Genomic DNA, 18,200 nt, shown 5'->3' with positions numbered 1-18,200 from the left:
CCCGCCGCGCCCCGCGGCCGGTGCTGCTTTTGGACATCAGTCGCCGCATACACGGCAACACACAGCCGCAAGGCCATCGGTCCCGATCCGTACTCCCTGGACAGGGTGATCTCGCTATGAACTCCATGTCCCATCCACCGGCACCATCGCCCCTCAAGGCCGTCGAGACCGCCGAGCGTGCATTGCGCGAAGCGCCTTTTGCCGCCGGGCTGTCGATGGCCGTGACCGACCGCACCGGCGTCATGTCGTCGAGCGTGCACGGACTCGCCGACGTCGCCGCCGGGCGGCCGGTCACCGCCGACACGCTCTTCGAGATCGGCTCGGTCTCGAAAGGATTCACCTGCGCGCTGCTGCTGCAGGCCCAGGACGCGGGGCTGATCGACCTCGATCAGCCGGTGGCCCGGTACCTGCCGTGGTTCCGGGTGCGCTCGCGCTTCGCCCCCGTCACCGTACGGCACCTGATGACGCACACCGCCGGGATCATCGAGGGCTCGGACTTCTCGGGGGAAGCCGCGTTCGAGGTCTGGTCGCTGCGCGAAACTGAGGCGACGTCTCCACCGGGGACCTGGTTTCACTACTCCAACGTCGGCTACAAGGCGCTGGGGCTTGTCCTGGAAGCCGTCCACGAGCGGCCCTACCACCAGATTCTGCGAGAGCTCCTGCTGGCTCCGCTGGGCATGACGTCCGCGGTACCCGCGATCACCGACGAGGTGCGGCCCCGGCTGGCGGTGGGGTACGAACCGCGCTCCGGCGGCAGTGCCCCGATCGCAACCGAGGGTCTGATACCCGCGACCTGGCTCGAAACCGCCACCGCGGACGGCAGCATCGCCGCCACCGCGCTCGACATGACGGCTTGGCTGAGACTGCTGCTCGGGACGGGTACCGGCCACCTGCTGTCGGACCGCGGCCGAGCGGAGATGTTCCTCCCCGCAATCGCCCTCGACGACGACCACTTCGGCTCCTCCTACGGCCTGGGCATCAGGACGGGCGAGATCGACGGGCGCCATCATGTCTGGCATTCCGGCGGCATGATCGGCTACTACTCGGCAGTTGCCTGCGACCTCGACTCGGGGATCGGAGCCGTCGTCCTTGCCAATGGGCCCGGGCCCTGGGAGGAAGCAGCCCTGCACGCTCTCGCCGCCGTACGCGCCGAAGCCGCGGGAACGCCGGTCCCCGAACTCACCGTTCTGCCGGACGACGAGGAGCCTCCCCGAGCCGACCCCCCGCCTCCGGCGTGGGCGCCGTTCGTCGGCCACTACCGCTGTCACAACCCCTGGTTGCCCGGCCTGCGCGTCATCGCGCGCGACGGCAGGCTGTGGGCCTGGCTGGGCGACGGTGACGGGCAGGTGCTCACCCAACTGCCGGACGGCAGCTTCCGGATCGGCGCGGACGAACGGTCACCAGAGCGTCTGCGGTTCGACACCGTGATCGGCGGCACCGCGACCCGCGCCACACACTCCGGGTGCGCTCTCTACCGGTCGTTCACCCCCTGAGGACGGACCGTACGACCCCTCCGACGCAACGAGCGTCAACGGATCGCCGGGCACCGATCACCACAGCGGTCGCGTTCCCCCTCCCCGCAGGGCCACAGGATCTCCACTCCCACCCGTACCCGAGGTGATGTCCCCATGAGACTCAGACGCACCTTCGCTCCTTGCCCTGCCCGGTCACGTGGACCGAGCCGCTTGCGGCGAAGTGGCGTTGCCGCCGTCGCCGTCGTGGTGGCTCTCTGCTTCAGTGCCGCCTGCGACACTGCCGCCGCCCGGAACGTCTTCCGGCTCGGCGGCACCGAGCCGATCGACTCGATGAACCCGTTCGTGGCCGTGAACTCGTCGTCGTACTCGGTCTTCGAGAACATCTATCCGTCCCTGGTCCAGGTCGACCCCGCGCTGAAGACCGTGCCGGACTTCGCCGCCAACTGGCAGAGGTCGCCGGACGGAAAGACCTGGACGTTCCACACCAAGCCCGGCGCGAAATGGTCCGACGGCGAACCACTGACAGCCGCGGACGCGGCCTGGACCTTCGAAACGGTCATCAAGCACCAGGAAGGGCCCACGGGCAGTCTGGCCGGCTACGTCGCCTATATGGAGAGCGCCACCGCGCCCGATCCCCACACCCTGGTGCTGAAGTACTCCCGGCCGGTCGCCAACGTCCTCGCCCAGATGTCGGGCATACAAATCCTGCCCGAGCACATATGGGCGCGATACGCGGTCGGCAGCGGCAAGGGCCTGCTCACCTTCACCAATCCGGCACCGGTCGTTTCCGGCGGCCCGTTCACCCTGGTCAAGTACGCCCAGGGCCGCATCGCACTGCTGAAGCGCAACCCGCGGTACTACGGCCCCGCGCCGCACATCGACGGACTCGGCCTGCAATTCTTCGACACCGACGACGCGATGATCACCGCACTGAAAAGCGGCCGGCTCGACGGGGTGCAGTCGGTGGCGCCGACTTCGGTGGCCACGCTGAAAGCGGCAGGCCTCATCGTGGCGTCAGCTGCCGGAGCAGCGTTCGACGACCTCATCGTCAACGCGAACCCGAAGCAGGCGGCCGACCATCGTGAGCTGGTCAACCCGCTGGTCAGGGAGGCATTCGACCGAGCGATCGACAGGAACGCGATCGTCAGGACGGCACTGCTCGGCTTCGGCCGGCCCGGGGCGTCGATCATCCCGCCGTCGACCGGGCACTGGAGTGACCCGACGATCAGGCCGACCCCGTACGACCCGGCCGCGGCGAACCGATTCCTGGACGAAGCCGGTTACCGCATGGGGCCCAACAAGATCCGGATCGCGAACGGCCACCCGATGTCGTACACCGTGATCATGCCCGCCAGCATCACCAACGGGTACGGGGCCCGCTCGTTCCAGATCATTCAGGCCGGCTTCAAGAAGATCGGCGTCCAGCTCGTCCCGAAGCACATGGACGTCTCGGCTGCCAACGAGGCTCTCTTCGCCGAGAAGTACCAGAGTTTCGAGGCCGCGATGTGGGGCTTCTCGCTCACGACCGACCCGGACGGGATGCTCTCCTATCTGACCTGCCGGTCCCGGTACAGCCTCAACGACACCGGGTACTGCACCAAGTCCTGGGACGGGCTGTACGCGAAGCAGGCCACGGCGATGAACCCGGCGGTCCGGCAGCGGATCGTCCATCAGATGCAACAGGCCGCCGCCCGGGAGCATGTGTACCTGGTGCTGGACTATCCGGATTCGATCGAGGCGCACTCCCCCTCCTGGACCGGCCTGCCAATGATCGAGGGCGGTTCGTTCTCGGCAACCTCGAAGATCCCGTTCCAGACCGTCCACCGGGTCGGGTGAGCGATGAGCCACGGAATGCGGAGCCGGCCCGCCCACCCCCCGGCTGAAGGGGGAGGCTCGTGAACCGCACGGAACATCTGTTGAAGCGAGCGGCGTTCGCGTTGACCACGATCTTTGTAGCGGTGACGACCAACTTCTTCCTCTTTCGCGTGCTGCCGGGCGACGCGGTGACGAACATGGCCCGGGTGCCGCACGCCAGCCCCCAGCTCAAGCACGCGCTGACCGCGGAGTTCGGGCTGGACAAATCGAAATGGGAGCAGTACCTGATCTATGTGCGCAATCTCTGCCACGGGGACATGGGTATTTCGTTCACCCATCGGCAGCCGGTGCGCGAGTTGCTGATCGCGGACCTGATGAACACGGTGCCGATGGTGCTGGCCGGTACCGTCGCCGCGATCGCCGCGGGCGTCCTCTCGGGAGTCATTTCTGCCTGGCGGCGCGCGTCAGCAGCCGATCACCTGAGCACGAACCTGGCGATCCTCGCGTACGCGCTGCCCAGCCAGTGGCTCGGTCTGGTGCTCCTGATCCTGTTCGCCGGGGTCCTCCCGTCGGGCGGGATGATGAACGAGTTCCTCTTCGAGCCCGCGCCGTTCTGGCAACACCTGGGTGACATCGGTACACACGCGATCCTGCCGGTCGTCACACTGATGCTGACCGCCTACGGCGGCTACACGTTGGTCGTGCGCTCGTCGATGCTGGAGATCCTCGGAGAGGACTACGTCCTGACCGCGCGGGCCAAGGGCCTGCCGGCCCGGCGCATCGTCTGGAGGCACGCGGTGCGCAACGCGATGCTGCCGATGGTCACGCTGATCGCTCTGGACCTCGGATACATAGTCGGCGGCGCCGTGCTGGTCGAGGTGCTCTTCAGCTGGCCCGGTATCGGCCTGGCCATGTACACCGCACTCAGCCAGCGTGACTACCCCATGCTGCAAGGCGGATTCCTGATCCTGACCGTCTCGGTGATCCTGCTGAACTTCCTCGCCGATCTGGTCTACGCCCGACTCGACCCGAGGATCCAGCGATGAGTGTGCAGATCAGCAAAGCGTCACCCGGCGCGGAGGCCGTCGGTCCACACCGGAGCGGTTTCCTTCGCACCGCGTTGCGTGAGCACCAGGCCGCGGTCGCGGGCCTTGCCGTCATCGTGTTCTTCGTCGTTCTGTCCGTGACCGGGCCCTACATATCGCCGTACAGCGCGACAGCACAGACCTGCGCGGTCTACGCCCCGCCGTCGGCGCAGCACTGGCTCGGTTGTGACGACGGCGGCGTCGACATGGTGTCGGAACTCATACAGGGCGGGCGTGTCTCGCTGCTGGTCGGCTTCGCCGCCACCCTGATCTCCATGGTGATCGGTGGCGGATTCGGGATCCTGTCCGGGTACTTCGGCGGCTGGGTCGATACCTCGCTGATGCGGATCACGGACTACCTGCTGGTCATTCCCGACCTGGTGCTCGCCATGGTGATCGCCGAGGTGTGGGGGGCGAGTCTGCTCCACGTGATCATGGTGATCGGCATCCTCGAGTGGACCTCCACGGCCCGGATCATCCGAGCCGAGGTCATGTCGATCCGTGAGCGTGTCTACATCAAACGCACGCGCGGACTGGGCGCCGGCAACGCCCGCCTCATCGGACGGCACATCCTGCCGCAGGTCGGACCGCTCCTGGTCGCCAACACCGTGCTGACCGTGGCCGTGGCGATCTACCTGGAGACAGCACTGGCGTTCCTGGGCCTGGAGGACCCCGGCGTGACGACCTGGGGGACCATCCTGAACAACGCGTTCCAGCGCACCGCGATCAGCTCCGGCGCCTGGTGGGCGATCGTCCCGGACGGATTCGCGATCGCCGCGGTGATCGTCGGCTGCTTCCTGCTCGGCCAGGCCATCGAAGACACCCTCAACCCCCGGTTGAAGGTAGCCCATCTCTCAGTACGCCGCTGGCGGCTGCGCCCGCTGATCGGAAGAGGCGAGGACGCGATATGAGCCTTCTGGAGTGCAAGGATCTGCATGTCTGGTTCGACCGGACGCACGGGGGCCAGGTGCACGCGGTCAACGGGGTGAGCTTCGACCTGGACGCGGGGCAACGGTTCGGCCTCGTGGGTGAGTCGGGGTGCGGCAAGACCACGACGATCCTGGCGCTGATGGGGCTGTTGCCGCCGACCGCCTCGGTGGCGGGCGAGGTCCGCATCAACGGCACCGACATTCTGCGCGGCGGCGAGGAATCGGTCCGCCCGTTCCGCTGGCGGGACATCGCCATGGTGTTCCAGGGCGCGATGAACGCCTTCAACCCGATGAAGACCGTTGCCTGGCAAATCGCCGAACCGATGGTCTACCACGGCGTCGCGGACCGGGCGGAGGCCCGCAGCCGCGCCGGTGAACTCCTGGAGCTGGTCGGAATCCCCGCCGCGGCCGGGAAACGCTATCCGCACGAGTTCTCCGGCGGCATGCGCCAACGTGCGGCGATCGCGATGGCCCTCGCCTGTGAGCCGAAGATCCTGCTCGCCGACGAGCCGACCACGGCGCTGGACGTGATGGTCCAGGCGCAGGTCCTGGAACTGCTGACCCGTCTCTCCGACGAACTGGGCCTCGCGCTGATTCTGGTGACGCACGATCTGCCGGTGGTCGCCCAGACCTGTGAGCGGGCCGCCGTCATGTACGGCGGCGAGATCGTGGAGGACGGGCCGGTCGCCGATCTCTACCATGCCGCCCACCATCCCTACACCCGGCTGCTGTTCGCCGCCACACCCGACCTCTACGGGGAGGAGCGGATCACCACGATCCCCGGGGGGCCACCTCGGCTGGACTCCGTCGTCGCCGGCTGCCCGTTCCGGCCACGGTGCGACGTGCCGGTGGAGCGGTGCGACGGCGAGCACCCAACGCTGAGTATCACCGGCCCGGACCACCGTGCCGCTTGTCACCGCAACGAACTCCAGGGGGCGAAATGAGCCGGCCACACGCGGCGGCACCAGCGGCGGAATCACTGCTGGAAGTGGAGGGACTGGCGGCACGCTACCCGGTGCGTCGCGGACTGAGCCAAGTACTGGCACGCCAAACAAGGCGCTGGGTGCATGCAGTCGACGGAGTCAGCCTCAGCCTGGCCCGCGGCGAGATGGTCGCCCTGGTCGGCGAGTCCGGCTGCGGGAAGACCACGACTGTCCAGACGATCAGCGGCATGGTCACGCCGTCCTCCGGCTCGATCCGGCTGGACGGAGCCGAGGTCGTCGGCCTGTCCGAACGGAGGCTGCGCCCCCTGCGCAGACGGATGCAGATGATCTACCAGGATCCCTACGAATCACTGGATCCTCGGTTCCGGGTCGGTCGGACGCTGGTGGAACCGATGCTCATCCACGGCATCGGCGGTTCGCGGAGCGACCGGGCCGGGCTTGCCGCCGAGGCCCTGGAACGGGCGGGCCTCGCGCCGGCGGGGGCCTTCCTCGACCGCTACCCGCACGAGCTGTCCGGCGGGCAGCGTCAGCGGGTGGCGATCGCCACGGCACTGGTCCTCGGCCCTGATCTGCTGCTCGCCGACGAACCGGTGTCCATGCTCGACGTCTCGGTCCGTGCCGGAGTGCTCTCCCTCCTCGACGCGCTGCGCCGCGACCCCGGGATGGGAATCCTGATGATCACCCACGACCTCTCCACCGCAGCCCACTTCGCGGACCGCATCGCGGTCATGTACCTGGGCCGCATCGTCGAACAGGGGCCGGCGCAGACGGTGGTCCGCACCCCGCGCCACCCCTACACCCGGGCCCTGCTGTCGGTGGTTCCCGACCGGGACCCCCGCAAGGCCGGGACGCCACAGATTCTGACCGGGGAGGCCCCCGACCCGGCCAACGTGCCGTCCGGCTGCCGGTTCCGCACCCGCTGCCCCATCGCCGAAGCGCAGTGCACGACGGCCGATCCACACCTGCGATTCCCGTCGGACGCGACAGACCCGGCCCACGAGGTCGCCTGCCATCTCGCCTGAGGGCTGTCCCGCAATCCCTGGTGGATCGGCGTGCGGCGCCGGATGCGGTGCGTCGTACGGCGGAGGGACGCCCGAACTACTGGATGTATGCGGGCGTTCCGACAACGCGGCGAGGTGCCGTAGCCGTCGTCGCACGCCCGCCAGGGATTACGGGACAGCCCTTGAGCCCTCACGCCGTAGGACACCTGCTGATCCCGAAGATCCCCGGCACACCCTCCGACCGAGAGGAAGCCCATGACACCGACCAAGCCCTCGCGCACGCCACGCCGCCAGCGCATCGACGACCTGACCACGTTCGCCGTTCCGGAGCAGCCGGCACTGTCGCCGGACGGCAACGAGTGCCTCTACGTGCTGCGCACCTGCGACGCGGAAGCCGACCGGAACGTGCGCGCCATCTGGCGCGTCGGCACCCGCACCGGCCGGCCGCGGCAACTGACCCACGGCACGGCCGATACCTCACCCGCGTGGTCACCGGACGGCGGACGCATCGCCTTCCTGCGCACGCGGGACGAGGCACCGCAGATATGGCTGCTCCCCGCCGACGGCGGGGAGGCCGAGCAACTGACCGCACTGCCACTCGGGGCCGGTGCGCCCGTGTGGAGCCCGGACGGCTCGAAGATCGCCTTCGTGGCAGCGGTGGATCCGCTCGCGGCCGACTCGGACGGCATGTCGCCCGCAGCCCGTGCGAGCGCGCCGCTCGTCGCGGACCGGCTCACCTATCAGGAGGACGGCGCGGGTCTGCTGGGCGCCGTACGCCGTCACCTGCACGTCCTCGACCTGGCCACCGGGCGGTGCCGCCAGGTGACCGAGGGGGACTGGCATGCCCACCATCCTGCCTGGTCACCGGAGTCGACACGGCTGGCGTTCGCCGCGGCGATGGCTCCGGACGCGGATCTGCGGGCCCGCATGCCCGTGTACGTCCTCGACGTGACCGACGAGGCGGCGAGGCCGGAGCCGGCCGGGCTGTCCGACGGGTTCGCCGGTCCCGTCCTGTGGACGCCGGACGGTACGGCACTCCTCGTCGTGGGGACGGTCGGCGAACCGGCAGGCCACGCCCGCCTCCTGCGCGTTCCGCTCGACGGCGGCACACCGGTCGAGCCGGCCGCCGCACTGGACCGCAACGTGATGCCGGGTGCCCCGGGCTACGCCGGGGCCCTGCCGCAGTTCGGCGACGGCGGTCGCACGATCCTGTTCTGCGTCCGCGATCGTGGCTGTACCCACCTGTACGCGGTGTCCACCGACGGTGGCACACCCCGCCCACTCGTCGCGGGCACCGGGCGGAACGTCCACGGCCTGTCGGTGGCGGGTGACACGGCCGTCATCGTGCTCGGCACGCCGACCTCGTTCGGCGAGATCGTCGCCGTGGACCTCGCGACCGGCGCGGAAACAGTCCGGACGGAACACGGAGCGGGCCTGGCCGACATCGAACTGTTCCCGCGCGAGGAGAGGGAGTTCACCGTCTCCGACGGCACGGTCGTCCACGGCTGGCTCATCCACGATCCGGCCGCGGGAGGACCACGTCCCCTGCTCCTGGACATCCATGGCGGACCGCACAACGCATGGAACGGTGCCGCCAACGAGGTGGAGCTCTACCACCAGGAACTCGTGGCACGTGGCTGGGCCGTTCTGCTGCTGAACCCGCGGGGCAGCGACGGGTACGGCGAGCAGTACTGGAATGCCGCGCTCGGTGCCTGGGGCGAGGCCGATGCGAAGGACCTCCTGGAACCCCTCGACGATCTCGTGGCGGCGGGGATCGCCGACCCTGCCAGGCTGGCTGTCTGCGGCTACAGCTACGGCGGATATCTGACCTGCTACCTCACCAGCCGGGACGACCGGTTCGCGGCCGCGGTGACGGGCGGAGTGATCAGCGACCTCGTCAGCCTGGCCGGCACCGCCGATGACGCCCACCTGTTCGGCCTGTCCGAACTCGGCGCCCTTCCGTGGACCGCCCCGGACCGCTACGCGGCGATGTCACCGCTGACCCGGGTCGACCAGGTCAGGACGCCGACCCTGATCCTGCACGGCGCGGCAGACCTGGGCTGCCCGGTCGGCCAGGCCCAGCAGTGGCACACGGCGCTGCGGGGGCGCGGCGTACCCACCCGGCTCGTGCTCTACCCGGAGGCATCGCACCTGTTCGTCCTCGACGGGCCGCCGTCGCAGCGGATCGACTTCAACCGTCGCATCGTGGACTGGGTCGAGCAGTACGCCGGCAGTAGCTCCGGACCTGCACGGCCCCGCCTCGACGCCGCGCACTGGCAGCGCCGACTGACCACGCTGGCCGAGCACCACCACGTACCCGGAGCCACGCTCGGCATCCTGCGGACGGGTTCCGGCAGGGGGGACGAGCTCGTCGAAGCCGCGTACGGCGTGCTCAACAAGGACACCGGTGTCGAGACGACGACCGACTCCGTATTCCAGATCGGCTCGATCACCAAGGTCTGGACGGCGACGGTCGTCATGCAGCTCGTCGACGAGGGTCTGCTGCACCTCGACACCCCGATCGCCGAAGTCCTGCCCGAACTGCGGCTTTCCGAGCCGGACGTCGCCAAGCGCGTGACCATGCGGCATCTGCTCACGCACACGAGCGGCATCGATGGCGACGTCTTCACCGACACGGGACGAGGAGACGACTGCCTGGAGAAGTACGCGGCACTGCTGGCCGATGTGGCGCAGAACCATCCCCTGGACGCGACCTGGTCCTACTGCAACGCCGGCTTCTCGCTGGCCGGCCGGGTGATCGAGAAGCTGACCAGCGACACGTGGGACGAGGCCATACGGAAGCGGCTCTTCACCCCGCTGGGTCTTGAGCGCACGGTGACGCTGCCCGAGGAGGCGCTGCTGCACCGCACCGCCGTTGGGCACGTGACCGACGGCGCGACCGAGCCCGTGCGTGCACCGGTGTGGGGACTGCCACGAGCGGTGGCGCCCGCCGGCCTGATCAGCTCGACCGTCGCCGACGTGCTCACGTTCGCGCGAATGCACCTCGACGGCGGGCTGGCGCACGGTGGCACCCGGCTGCTCACCGAGGCGAGCGCCGCGGCCATGGCCGATTCCCAGGTGGAACTGCCGGACCACTTCGACCTCGCCGACTCATGGGGCCTCGGCTGGTCCCGTATCGGCTGGGACGGTCGCCGGCTCCTCGGGCACGACGGCTCGACGATCGGACAGGACGCCTACCTGCGCCTGCTGCCCGACGAGCGTCTCGCAGTCGTTCTGCTCACCAACGGCGGCAACACGACGGGGCTGTACGAGGACCTGTTCGGCGAGATCTTTGCCGAGCTTGCCGACGTCGCGGTGCCACCACCGCTCGGCCCACCGGCCCTTCCCGTGCCGCAGGACGTACGACCCCATCTGGGCACGTACGAGCGGGCGGGCGTCCGGATGGAGGTGCTCGACGGGGACGGCGGTCCGATCCTGCGGACGACGGTCACCGGCCCGCCGGCCGAGCTGATGCCCGGTCCGCAGACCGAGCAGGCGATGGTGTCGGTCAAGGAGAACCTGTTCGTCGTCCACGAGCCCGAGGAGCAGTCCTGGGTTCCGGTGACCTTCTACGCCCTGCCGACCGGCGAGCGGTATCTGCATGTCGCCTCGCGCGCTACACCGAAGACAGGATGACATGGACCTCACAACTCTTGGTGCCGACATGACCGCCGCGCTGCCGGAGATGCTCGCCGACATCGAGGCGCTCGTGACATGCGAGTCGCCGTCCAGCGACCTGGCCGCGCTCGCCAGAAGCGCGGACACGGTGGCACGGATCGGCGCACAGCGGCTCGGAGCGGCCCCGGAACGCATCGTCCTGGACGGGCGCACCCACCTGCGCTGGCGCCTTGGTGACGGGCCGCCCCGCGTGCTACTGCTCGGGCACTACGACACCGTATGGCCGATCGGGACACTGACGACCCATCCGTTCGCGGTCGCCGACGGCGTGCTGCGCGGCCCGGGCTGCTTCGATATGAAGGCAGGTCTGGTGTTGGCGATGCACGCCGCGGCCCGCCTTCCCGATCCCTCGGGCGTCACGATTCTGATCACCGCCGACGAAGAGATCGGCTCGCCCAGCTCGCGGACGCTCATCGAGGCCGAGGCCACCGGCCTGGCCGCGGCTCTGGTGCTTGAAGCGGCAGCCGACGGCGGCGCGCTCAAGACCGAGCGCAAGGGCGTCTCGCAGTACGAGGTGGCCGTCTCGGGCCGGGCCGCCCACGCCGGTCTGGAACCCGAGCGCGCTATCAACGCCACTGTCGAGGCAGCTCACCAGGTGCTGGCAGTGACCGCGCTCGCCGCCCCGGACCGGGGCACGACGGTCACACCGACGCTGATGTCGGCGGGTCTCACATCGAACACCGTGCCGGCCGCGGGGGAGTTCACGGTCGACGTGAGGGTCCGCGACGTCGCCGAGCAGCACCGGATCGACGCCGCGATGCGCGCCCTGCAGCCGACGCTGGACGGTGCGCGCGTGGAGATCACGGGCGGCCCGAACTGTCCGCCGCTGGCCGCGGAGGCGTCAGCAGCCCTGTACGCGCGCGCCGTGGCCGTGGCCGCCGACCTCGGACTGCCGCCACCCACCCGTGCCGCGGTGGGTGGCGGCTCGGACGGCAACTTCACCGCCGGCGTGGGCACACCCACGCTGGACGGGCTCGGCGCGGTGGGCGGCGGCGCCCACGCCGACGACGAGCATGTGCAGGTTGCCGAGCTGCCGGCATGTGCCGCCCTGGTCGCTGCGCTCGTCGCGGGACTGCTCGACGAGGCGTCGGCCGGTCCCTCCCCAACGGGCCGATCACGACGTTCCCGAACGAGGTCACGAGAATGAGAAGGGAGCGGGTGGTGGATTCGTACAGTCTCCGCGCCGGTGCGGATCCGGGTGCTGACGCCGCGGTGAACGCCGCAGACCTGGCCGCGCGCGCAGCGGGCGTTCACGTCCGCGAGGTCGTCGAACTCGGTGAACTCGAAGCGGTGCACAGGCTTTACAACACGATCTGGCGCCCCGACCCGTCGAGCCCGCCGGTGACGGCCGAACTCCTGCGAGCCCTGGCCAAGGCTGGAAACTACGTCACCGGCGCGTTCGATGGCCCCCAGCTGGTGGGCGCGTGTGTCGGCTTCTTCCGCCCACCTGCGGAGGAGGCGATGCACAGCCACATCGCCGGGGTGTCCGCGGCGGCACACGGCCGGAGCGTCGGCTTCGCCCTCAAGCTGCACCAGCGCGCCTGGGCGATGACGCGTGGCGTCTCGGAGATCGCGTGGACCTTCGACCCACTCGTCAGCCGTAACGCGTACTTCAATCTGGCCAAACTCGCCGCCGGGGCCCCGGAGTACCTGACCAACTTCTACGGCGGCGTGCACGACGGCATTAACGGAGACGACGACACCGACCGGCTGTTCGTCCGGTGGTCCGTGCGCGCGCCCGAAGTGGCGGCGGCCTGCGCCGGAACAGTCCGGCCGTGCGACGCGGAGTCCGAGCAGCGACGCGGAGCCGTGGTGGCGCTCGCCTGCTCCGACGACGGGTCGCCGGTGCCCGGCGTGCCGGATGGCGACACGCTGCTGGTGGCCGTGCCGCCGGACATCGCGTCGCTGCGCGCGGCAGAGCCCGAACGCGGCCGGGCGTGGCGCACCGCGGTACGTGAGGTGCTCACGGCAGCGATGGCGGACGGCCTCCACATCGCCGGATTCGACAAATCCGGTTGGTACGTCCTCAAGCGCGACACAACAGAAGGGCAGCACGCATGAAACTGACCGGAGTGGAACTCCGCAGCATCCGCCTGCCGCTCGTGGCACCGTTCCGTACCTCATTCGGCACCGAGACGGAGCGCGAAGCCCTGCTCCTGCGTGTGGTTGCGGACGAGGCGGAGGGCTGGGGAGAATGCGTCGCCACGGTCGATCCGCTGTACTCCTCCGAGTACACCGACGCCGCGGCGGATGTACTGAGCCGTTTCCTCATTCCCGCCCTCGCGGCGCACGACCGGCTGAGCGCCCACGCCGTCGCACCCGCACTGGCCCGGTTTAAGGGACACCGGATGGCCAAGGCGGCGCTCGAGACGGGTGTGCTCGACGCCGAACTGCGGGCCCTGGGCCGGCCGCTGGCGCAGGAGCTCGGCGCCGCACACGACCGTGTCCCCTGCGGGGTCTCGGTCGGCATCATGTCCTCCATCGGCGAGCTCCTCGACGCCGTCGGCGGCTACCTCGATGAGGGATACCTCCGCATCAAGCTGAAGATCGAACCCGGATGGGACATCGAACCGGTACGCGCGGTACGTGAGCGGTTCGGCGACGACGTGCTGCTGCAGGTCGACGCGAACACGGCGTACACACGCGCCGATGCACGCCATCTCGCACGGCTCGACCCCTTCGACCTGCTGCTGATCGAGCAGCCGCTCGACGAAGAGGACATCCTCGGCCACGCCGAGCTGGCCAAAGCTGTCCGCACGCCCATCTGCCTGGACGAGTCCATCACATCGGCCCGCGCAGCTGCTGACGCGATCAGGCTTGGCGCGTGTTCGATCGTCAACGTCAAGCCCGGACGCGTCGGTGGGTACCTTGAGGCTCGCCGCATCCACGACGTCTGCGTCGCCCACGGCGTGCCGGTGTGGTGCGGTGGGATGCTGGAGACCGGTCTGGGCCGGGCGGCGAACATCGCACTGGCAGCACTGCCCGGCTTCACACTGCCCGGCGACACGTCCGCCTCGGACCGCTACTACCGAACGGACATCACTACCCCGTTCGTCCTGAGCGACGGCCACCTTTCGGTGCCGACGGGCCCCGGTATCGGCGTCATGCCCCTCGCCGACGAGCTGAAGGCAGTCACCACCAGTACCCAGTGGCTGCCTCTATAGGCCGCCCGACGCGATCTGGCCGTTCGGCGGGCAGTAGTCGGAGTCGCTGAAGCCCACGGACCGTCCGGGATCCGAACTCTGGACGCAGACCGGCTCAGCGGTTCCAAGATGCCGGGAGGGGCTGGGCGTACTCGTCGTGGGTTCCGGGGCTTGGACCCCTTGAACGCCGGAGCCGGCCGCAGCTCCTCCCGTCGTCGCGGCCACGTTGCCGAGCGTCGACCCCACGTCGGACGGTGCTTCCATCGTGAACTCCTGGTCACAGGTGCGGCTCGACAGCATCATGGTGTGGTGAACCGGTCGCTGATCCGGAGCTGGATCCAGAGCAGGAGGCGCTCATCCCGGTCGGCAAGGCTGAATCGGAAGATTTCCTCGGCGCGCGTGATCCGGTATCGGCATGTGTTCGGATGCACGTTGAGCCGGCGGGAGGCGGCGGCGATGTCGCTGTTGGCGTCCAGGTACGTCAGCAGCGTTCTGGCGTAGGCCGTGGCGTGCTCGCGGTCGTGGACCCGAATGGCAGGTCCCAGCCCTTGCCTCATCCGGGGATTGCCGGCGAGGTCCTCGGTCAGCTCCAGAAGGGTCGCGCTCGCCCGGACCTCGTCGATCGTGGCGACGGAGGGCATGTCAGGCTCGGCCGGACGCTCGGCGAGGACCTTGAGCACCACATCGGCATCCTGGCGTGAGCGGGCCGCCAGGTGCAGCCCGGCGACGTGGGAGCCGAGTGCGGCATGGACGGGAACCCGAAGGGCCGACATCGCCCGCCGGGCGATGGTGGCCACGAAGTCGTGGTGCGACTGCCCGGCAGGCCCCGTCGGCAACAGCGCGTAGACGGTGCCTTCGATCAGCGCGCATCCGTGCCGCCCGGAATGCGCCTCGACGTACACGCTGACGAGGTCCGCCAGCCGCGTGGCCGCCTGCGCGGTGGCGATGCCGTCGCCGTCGCGGGGCACGACGACGAAGGCGGCCACGGCCACGGAGACGTCCGGGTCCAGGCTGAGCTGCGGCGCCACGATGTTGACGGCAGCCGGGTCGGCCAGCAGCCGTCGGAGCACATCGGCGCGCTGGCGGCGGGCGACATCAGCGGCTGTACGCGCCGCCAGCAGGTGCAGCGCGGCGGTCGCCGCGGCCTGCGAGAGGGCTTGCGCGGCATCGTGGTCGAGAGTTCCGGCGTCGACCACCCAGATCGACCCGAGCAGTTCGCTCCCGGCGTGCACACTGACGGCCAGGCGAGGCAGGCCGTCCGGGTCGGTGAACCTCTGAACCGACGTGGTGCCGTGCACCTCGCGGTACAGCGCACCGTTCGCCGGGAGTTCGGGTACCTGTAGGCCGAGAATGCCCTGTCGTCGGTCTTCGTCGATCGGCTGGTCGGGCAGAGTGGAGTACGCCAGGATTCGCTGGCGCGGGTCTTCTATGGTCGTCGCGCCGCCAACCATGGCCGCGATCGCGTTGGCCAGGGCGAACAGGTCCCCGACGGCCGGCGCACCAGCCCCATGGACGGTGCGCCCGGTTTCTGCGAGAACGGAGGAGACCAGGGCATCAAGATGATGCCAGGCCATGTCCTCGTCCGCTGCCAGAAGCGAGATCCCTGTCTCCGACGCGGTGGCCACCAGCTGGCCGGCCGGCTCGCCGTAGCGCTTGATGACCAGGCATGTGTAACCTGCCAGCGCCGCTTGCCCGAGCAACTCGCCGGCCTCGACGCTCGTCGGCCGCACGCCCACGGCGAAGAGCATGGCGTTTCGCATCGGTGGCAGCGGCGCACGCGGTTCGTGGATCAGCGCGCCGGACACCGGTACATCGGCTCCGTCCTGCGCAGTCAGAAGGTGCAGCGGCGCCGGTCCCAGCGCTTCGAGGATTTGCCTGAGCACCGATACCTTCATCCGAAGACGCACCCCCTATGTGGCTTGCTTCCCGATATTTCGTCGCCGGCCGGGGAGCGTCTCGTCGGAGGTGGCGAGGTGCTGCAGTCCGCGGGCTTCCTGCCAGGCGAGGAGTGCGGTGCCGAATCCTTCTCCGCGCCGATCCGGGTGCACGCAGCCGTCGAGCGAGACCCGCACCGGGGTCTCCCGCCCCTCGGCCGGGATCGCGGAACCGTGGGCGATGGCACGACCGGAAGGGGCGAGCCAAGTCGGCTCGGCCCCGGCTGAGTTGAAAGTGCTCTCCGTCACGTAGGAACCTTTCACGAATCGATCGATTGTATGGCGATCGCTACAAGTTCGATAGGAGGAGCGGTCGCGAGTTTGTGCGGCGACCATCGGCAGATGTCGAGCCTCTGTGCGGGGTGGGCGACAGGGTTGGTCGGCTCTGTCGCACCATCGGCGTTCGTCGGTGCATTTCACTTCGGGTGGGGGTGGGGGCCGACGGGTCCGTTGCCGTCGGCGTGCACGCCATGGCGGTTGATCCGCACTGCGCCCGTGTCGATGCTGCGGGCCAGTCGGGCGCCGGCCGGCGGGTCATGGCTCCGGTGCGGGTACGCCAAGCCGGAGGCCCGGCTCGCGAGTGCGTGCTGTGGCGAGGGCCATGGTCTTCCCGGCCGTGTGAAACGGACGCGGCCGCCGGCCGACCGTGGTGAGGGCCGCCCCGGTGAACTCACCTCGGCAGAACGCGACGAGCTCAAGCGACTGCGCAGGCAGAACGCCGAACAGGACAGGACGATCGAGACCCTGCGAAAAGCCGCGGTCTTCTTCGCGAAGGAGAGCGATCGGTGAACGGGACGTACGCGTTCACCGAGGTGGAGAAGACCACCCAAGGTGTCTCTTTCCTGTGCCGTCTGCCGAAGGCGGCCCGTTCCTCCTTCTGCGCATCACGTTTCTGCCCACCGCCGAGGGCTCGCTCCACCTCGCCTGCCGGCGGACACCGGCACCGGTCTGCCGCTCACCGATACGCACTCAAGCGTCGGCGATCTGCCTGACCGTTTCGCCGTAGAGGCGAAAGAGGCGGCCGTGCTGCTCTTCCGCTGCGCCGACCTTTTCGAGCCGGTCCAGGAGCTCCCAGCACTGTGCGACGAGCCGACGTGCCTCGGTCCCCGGCCAGGGCTGGGGGAGCAGTTCCGGCGGCAGAAGAGGGTCGTGCTCCATGGCGCGGGTGAATTCGGCGGCCAGTTCGACCGCGATGGTCAGTTGCTGAGGAGCGGAGAGGCCGGCCGCGTCCTGGAGTCGGCGCAGGCGCGGCTCGGCCACGGAAGCGAGTTGCCGGTAGCGATCGGCGATCTCGTCCTGCGGCCACAGGCTGCGGGCAAGCACAGCCGGATCGCGCACATCGCCCTGGCGCAGGTCGTCGGTGGTCAGGAGGGTGAGGCGGTCGAGGATGCCGAGCCGGAGAGCCTCGTCCTCGACGTAGGGTTCCCATGCGTTGGCGCTGACGTACAGGCCGCCTTGGACGGGGGCGCCGCCGAGCCGGGTGAGTGCGGTGCGCAGTGTGTCGCGCGCCGTGCGAGTGGCTTCGGGTACAGCGAATGCGACCAGGTGCCAGGTTCCGTCCCAGGGGGCGAGGCCCGCATCCTGCTGGAAGGCGTGCGTGACGAACTCGACGTCGGGCCCCAGAGCCTGCTTGGTGGCGCCGGTTGCCCGCAGCAGTGCTTTGCGCCCTCTGCCTTCCTGGATGAAGCGTTCCTCGGCCACCAGCCGCTTGATGCACAGACGCACCTGCTGGTCGGTCATGCCGAGCAGATCGGCGGCGGCGTAGAGCTCGCCGGCGTCGACGGTGTGGTCGGTACGGATCAGTGCCTCGACGAGCATGCGGGTGGGGACCTGGACGGGTGCTGTCGGTGTGTGGAGCGAATCGGTCTCGGTCATGAAGTGGTGGGCCTTTCCGGTACGTCAAGGGGGCGGCGCTTCGTGGTGACCGAGCCGAACCTCAGCAGGTCACGCGACCGAAGGGTGTGCTCGGTACGCGTGAGACGGTAACCGTGCCATTCGTACAGTGTCCCGGCGCGGGGGTTCACGTCGATCACGTCCAGTCCGGTCTCCCGGCAGCAGTGCTCCGCCGCCGGAGCGGCCACCTCCTGCGGGAGGGGCTGCCGGCGTCTTTGCCCCGGCTGTGGGCGGTTGGCGAGGTGAACCCGGTCGGTCTCGCGCCGATGCCGGGACGGAGGATGGGGCGGTACCACCGTGGTG

At 69.4% G+C, this 18,200-nt stretch carries 14 protein-coding genes; 11 read left to right on the top strand and 3 right to left on the bottom strand.

All coding sequences use genetic code 11. The features are described from left to right. Positions 1 to 116 precede the first annotated feature (116 nt). From ACFVT1_RS23125 to menC, 10 genes are all read left to right on the top strand, one after another. Positions 117 to 1,493, top strand: coding sequence for a serine hydrolase domain-containing protein (locus ACFVT1_RS23125; RefSeq protein ID WP_389798426.1), 1,377 nt, complete (start codon positions 117 to 119; stop codon positions 1,491 to 1,493). A 192-nt stretch (positions 1,494 to 1,685) separates the two neighbouring features. Beyond that, positions 1,686 to 3,311, top strand: coding sequence for an ABC transporter substrate-binding protein (locus tag ACFVT1_RS23120; RefSeq protein ID WP_389798424.1), 1,626 nt, complete (start codon positions 1,686 to 1,688; stop codon positions 3,309 to 3,311). A gap of 59 nt (positions 3,312 to 3,370) precedes the next feature. Then, a complete protein-coding gene (locus tag ACFVT1_RS23115; RefSeq protein ID WP_389798421.1) occupies positions 3,371 to 4,336 on the top strand; it encodes an ABC transporter permease in 966 nt (321 codons plus the stop codon). Next, positions 4,333 to 5,286 carry an ABC transporter permease gene (locus tag ACFVT1_RS23110; protein ID WP_389798419.1) on the top strand — a complete coding sequence of 318 codons (954 nt, stop codon included), beginning with the start codon at positions 4,333 to 4,335 and terminating at the stop codon, positions 5,284 to 5,286. The genes ACFVT1_RS23115 and ACFVT1_RS23110 overlap by 4 nt, the downstream gene beginning before the upstream one ends. After that, entirely contained in the window at positions 5,283 to 6,248 is a 966-nt protein-coding gene (locus ACFVT1_RS23105) for an ABC transporter ATP-binding protein (protein WP_389798416.1), read from the top strand. Before ACFVT1_RS23110 ends, ACFVT1_RS23105 begins: the two co-directional genes overlap by 4 nt. A 119-nt stretch (positions 6,249 to 6,367) precedes the next feature. Continuing rightward, positions 6,368 to 7,270, top strand: a complete 903-nt coding sequence (locus tag ACFVT1_RS23100) for an ABC transporter ATP-binding protein (protein ID WP_389798413.1) — start codon at positions 6,368 to 6,370, stop codon at positions 7,268 to 7,270. A gap of 234 nt (positions 7,271 to 7,504) precedes the next feature. Further along, positions 7,505 to 10,885, top strand: coding sequence for a serine hydrolase (locus tag ACFVT1_RS23095; RefSeq protein ID WP_389798410.1), 3,381 nt, complete (start codon positions 7,505 to 7,507; stop codon positions 10,883 to 10,885). Position 10,886: 1 nt separating this feature from the next. Then, on the top strand, positions 10,887 to 12,074 hold the full coding sequence (locus ACFVT1_RS23090; RefSeq protein ID WP_389798408.1) for a M20/M25/M40 family metallo-hydrolase: 1,188 nt from the start codon (positions 10,887 to 10,889) through the stop codon (positions 12,072 to 12,074). A 14-nt stretch (positions 12,075 to 12,088) separates the two neighbouring features. Beyond that, positions 12,089 to 12,988: a GNAT family N-acetyltransferase gene (locus ACFVT1_RS23085; protein ID WP_389798405.1), complete on the top strand. Its 900-nt coding sequence runs from the start codon at positions 12,089 to 12,091 to the stop codon at positions 12,986 to 12,988. Then, positions 12,985 to 14,091: an o-succinylbenzoate synthase gene (menC, locus tag ACFVT1_RS23080; protein WP_389798403.1), complete on the top strand. Its 1,107-nt coding sequence runs from the start codon at positions 12,985 to 12,987 to the stop codon at positions 14,089 to 14,091. Before ACFVT1_RS23085 ends, menC begins: the two co-directional genes overlap by 4 nt. A gap of 278 nt (positions 14,092 to 14,369) precedes the next feature. Here the strand turns inward: menC and ACFVT1_RS23075 are convergent, their stop codons facing one another. Together ACFVT1_RS23075 and ACFVT1_RS23070 are read right to left on the bottom strand one after the other, a co-directional pair. Further along, complete coding sequence (locus ACFVT1_RS23075; protein WP_389798402.1) at positions 14,370 to 15,875, bottom strand: PucR family transcriptional regulator; 1,506 nt, start codon at positions 15,873 to 15,875, stop codon at positions 14,370 to 14,372. 105 nt (positions 15,876 to 15,980) lie between these two features. Further along, positions 15,981 to 16,253 carry a GNAT family N-acetyltransferase gene (locus tag ACFVT1_RS23070; RefSeq protein WP_389798400.1) on the bottom strand — a complete coding sequence of 91 codons (273 nt, stop codon included), beginning with the start codon at positions 16,251 to 16,253 and terminating at the stop codon, positions 15,981 to 15,983. 369 nt (positions 16,254 to 16,622) lie between these two features. Between ACFVT1_RS23070 and ACFVT1_RS23065 the strand changes: the two genes are divergently transcribed. Continuing rightward, complete coding sequence (locus tag ACFVT1_RS23065; protein WP_389798399.1) at positions 16,623 to 16,793, top strand: hypothetical protein; 171 nt, start codon at positions 16,623 to 16,625, stop codon at positions 16,791 to 16,793. A gap of 180 nt (positions 16,794 to 16,973) precedes the next feature. On the opposite strand, the gene ACFVT1_RS23060 is transcribed toward ACFVT1_RS23065, so the two are convergent. Next, on the bottom strand, positions 16,974 to 17,879 hold the full coding sequence (locus ACFVT1_RS23060) for a PaaX family transcriptional regulator C-terminal domain-containing protein (protein WP_389798397.1): 906 nt from the start codon (positions 17,877 to 17,879) through the stop codon (positions 16,974 to 16,976). Positions 17,880 to 18,200: the final 321 nt, after the last annotated feature.

Origin of the sequence: Streptomyces sp. NPDC057963, assembly GCF_042887155.1 — a bacterium.
In the GTDB taxonomy this organism is placed as follows: Bacteria; Actinomycetota; Actinomycetes; order Streptomycetales; family Streptomycetaceae; genus Streptomyces.
This window is presented reverse-complemented; position numbering and strand designations above follow the sequence as displayed.

Excerpts from the sequence above, each read along its gene's own strand:
- ACFVT1_RS23110 (WP_389798419.1), top strand. The coding sequence starts at position 4,333 with ATGAGTGTGCAGATCAGCAAAGCGTCACCCGGCGCGGAGGCCGTCGGT.
- ACFVT1_RS23060 (WP_389798397.1), bottom strand. The coding sequence starts at position 17,879 with ATGACCGAGACCGATTCGCTCCACACACCGACAGCACCCGTCCAGGTC.
- ACFVT1_RS23125 (WP_389798426.1), top strand. The coding sequence starts at position 117 with ATGAACTCCATGTCCCATCCACCGGCACCATCGCCCCTCAAGGCCGTC.
- ACFVT1_RS23095 (WP_389798410.1), top strand. The coding sequence starts at position 7,505 with ATGACACCGACCAAGCCCTCGCGCACGCCACGCCGCCAGCGCATCGAC.
- menC (WP_389798403.1), top strand. The coding sequence starts at position 12,985 with ATGAAACTGACCGGAGTGGAACTCCGCAGCATCCGCCTGCCGCTCGTG.
- ACFVT1_RS23090 (WP_389798408.1), top strand. The coding sequence starts at position 10,887 with ATGGACCTCACAACTCTTGGTGCCGACATGACCGCCGCGCTGCCGGAG.
- ACFVT1_RS23105 (WP_389798416.1), top strand. The coding sequence starts at position 5,283 with ATGAGCCTTCTGGAGTGCAAGGATCTGCATGTCTGGTTCGACCGGACG.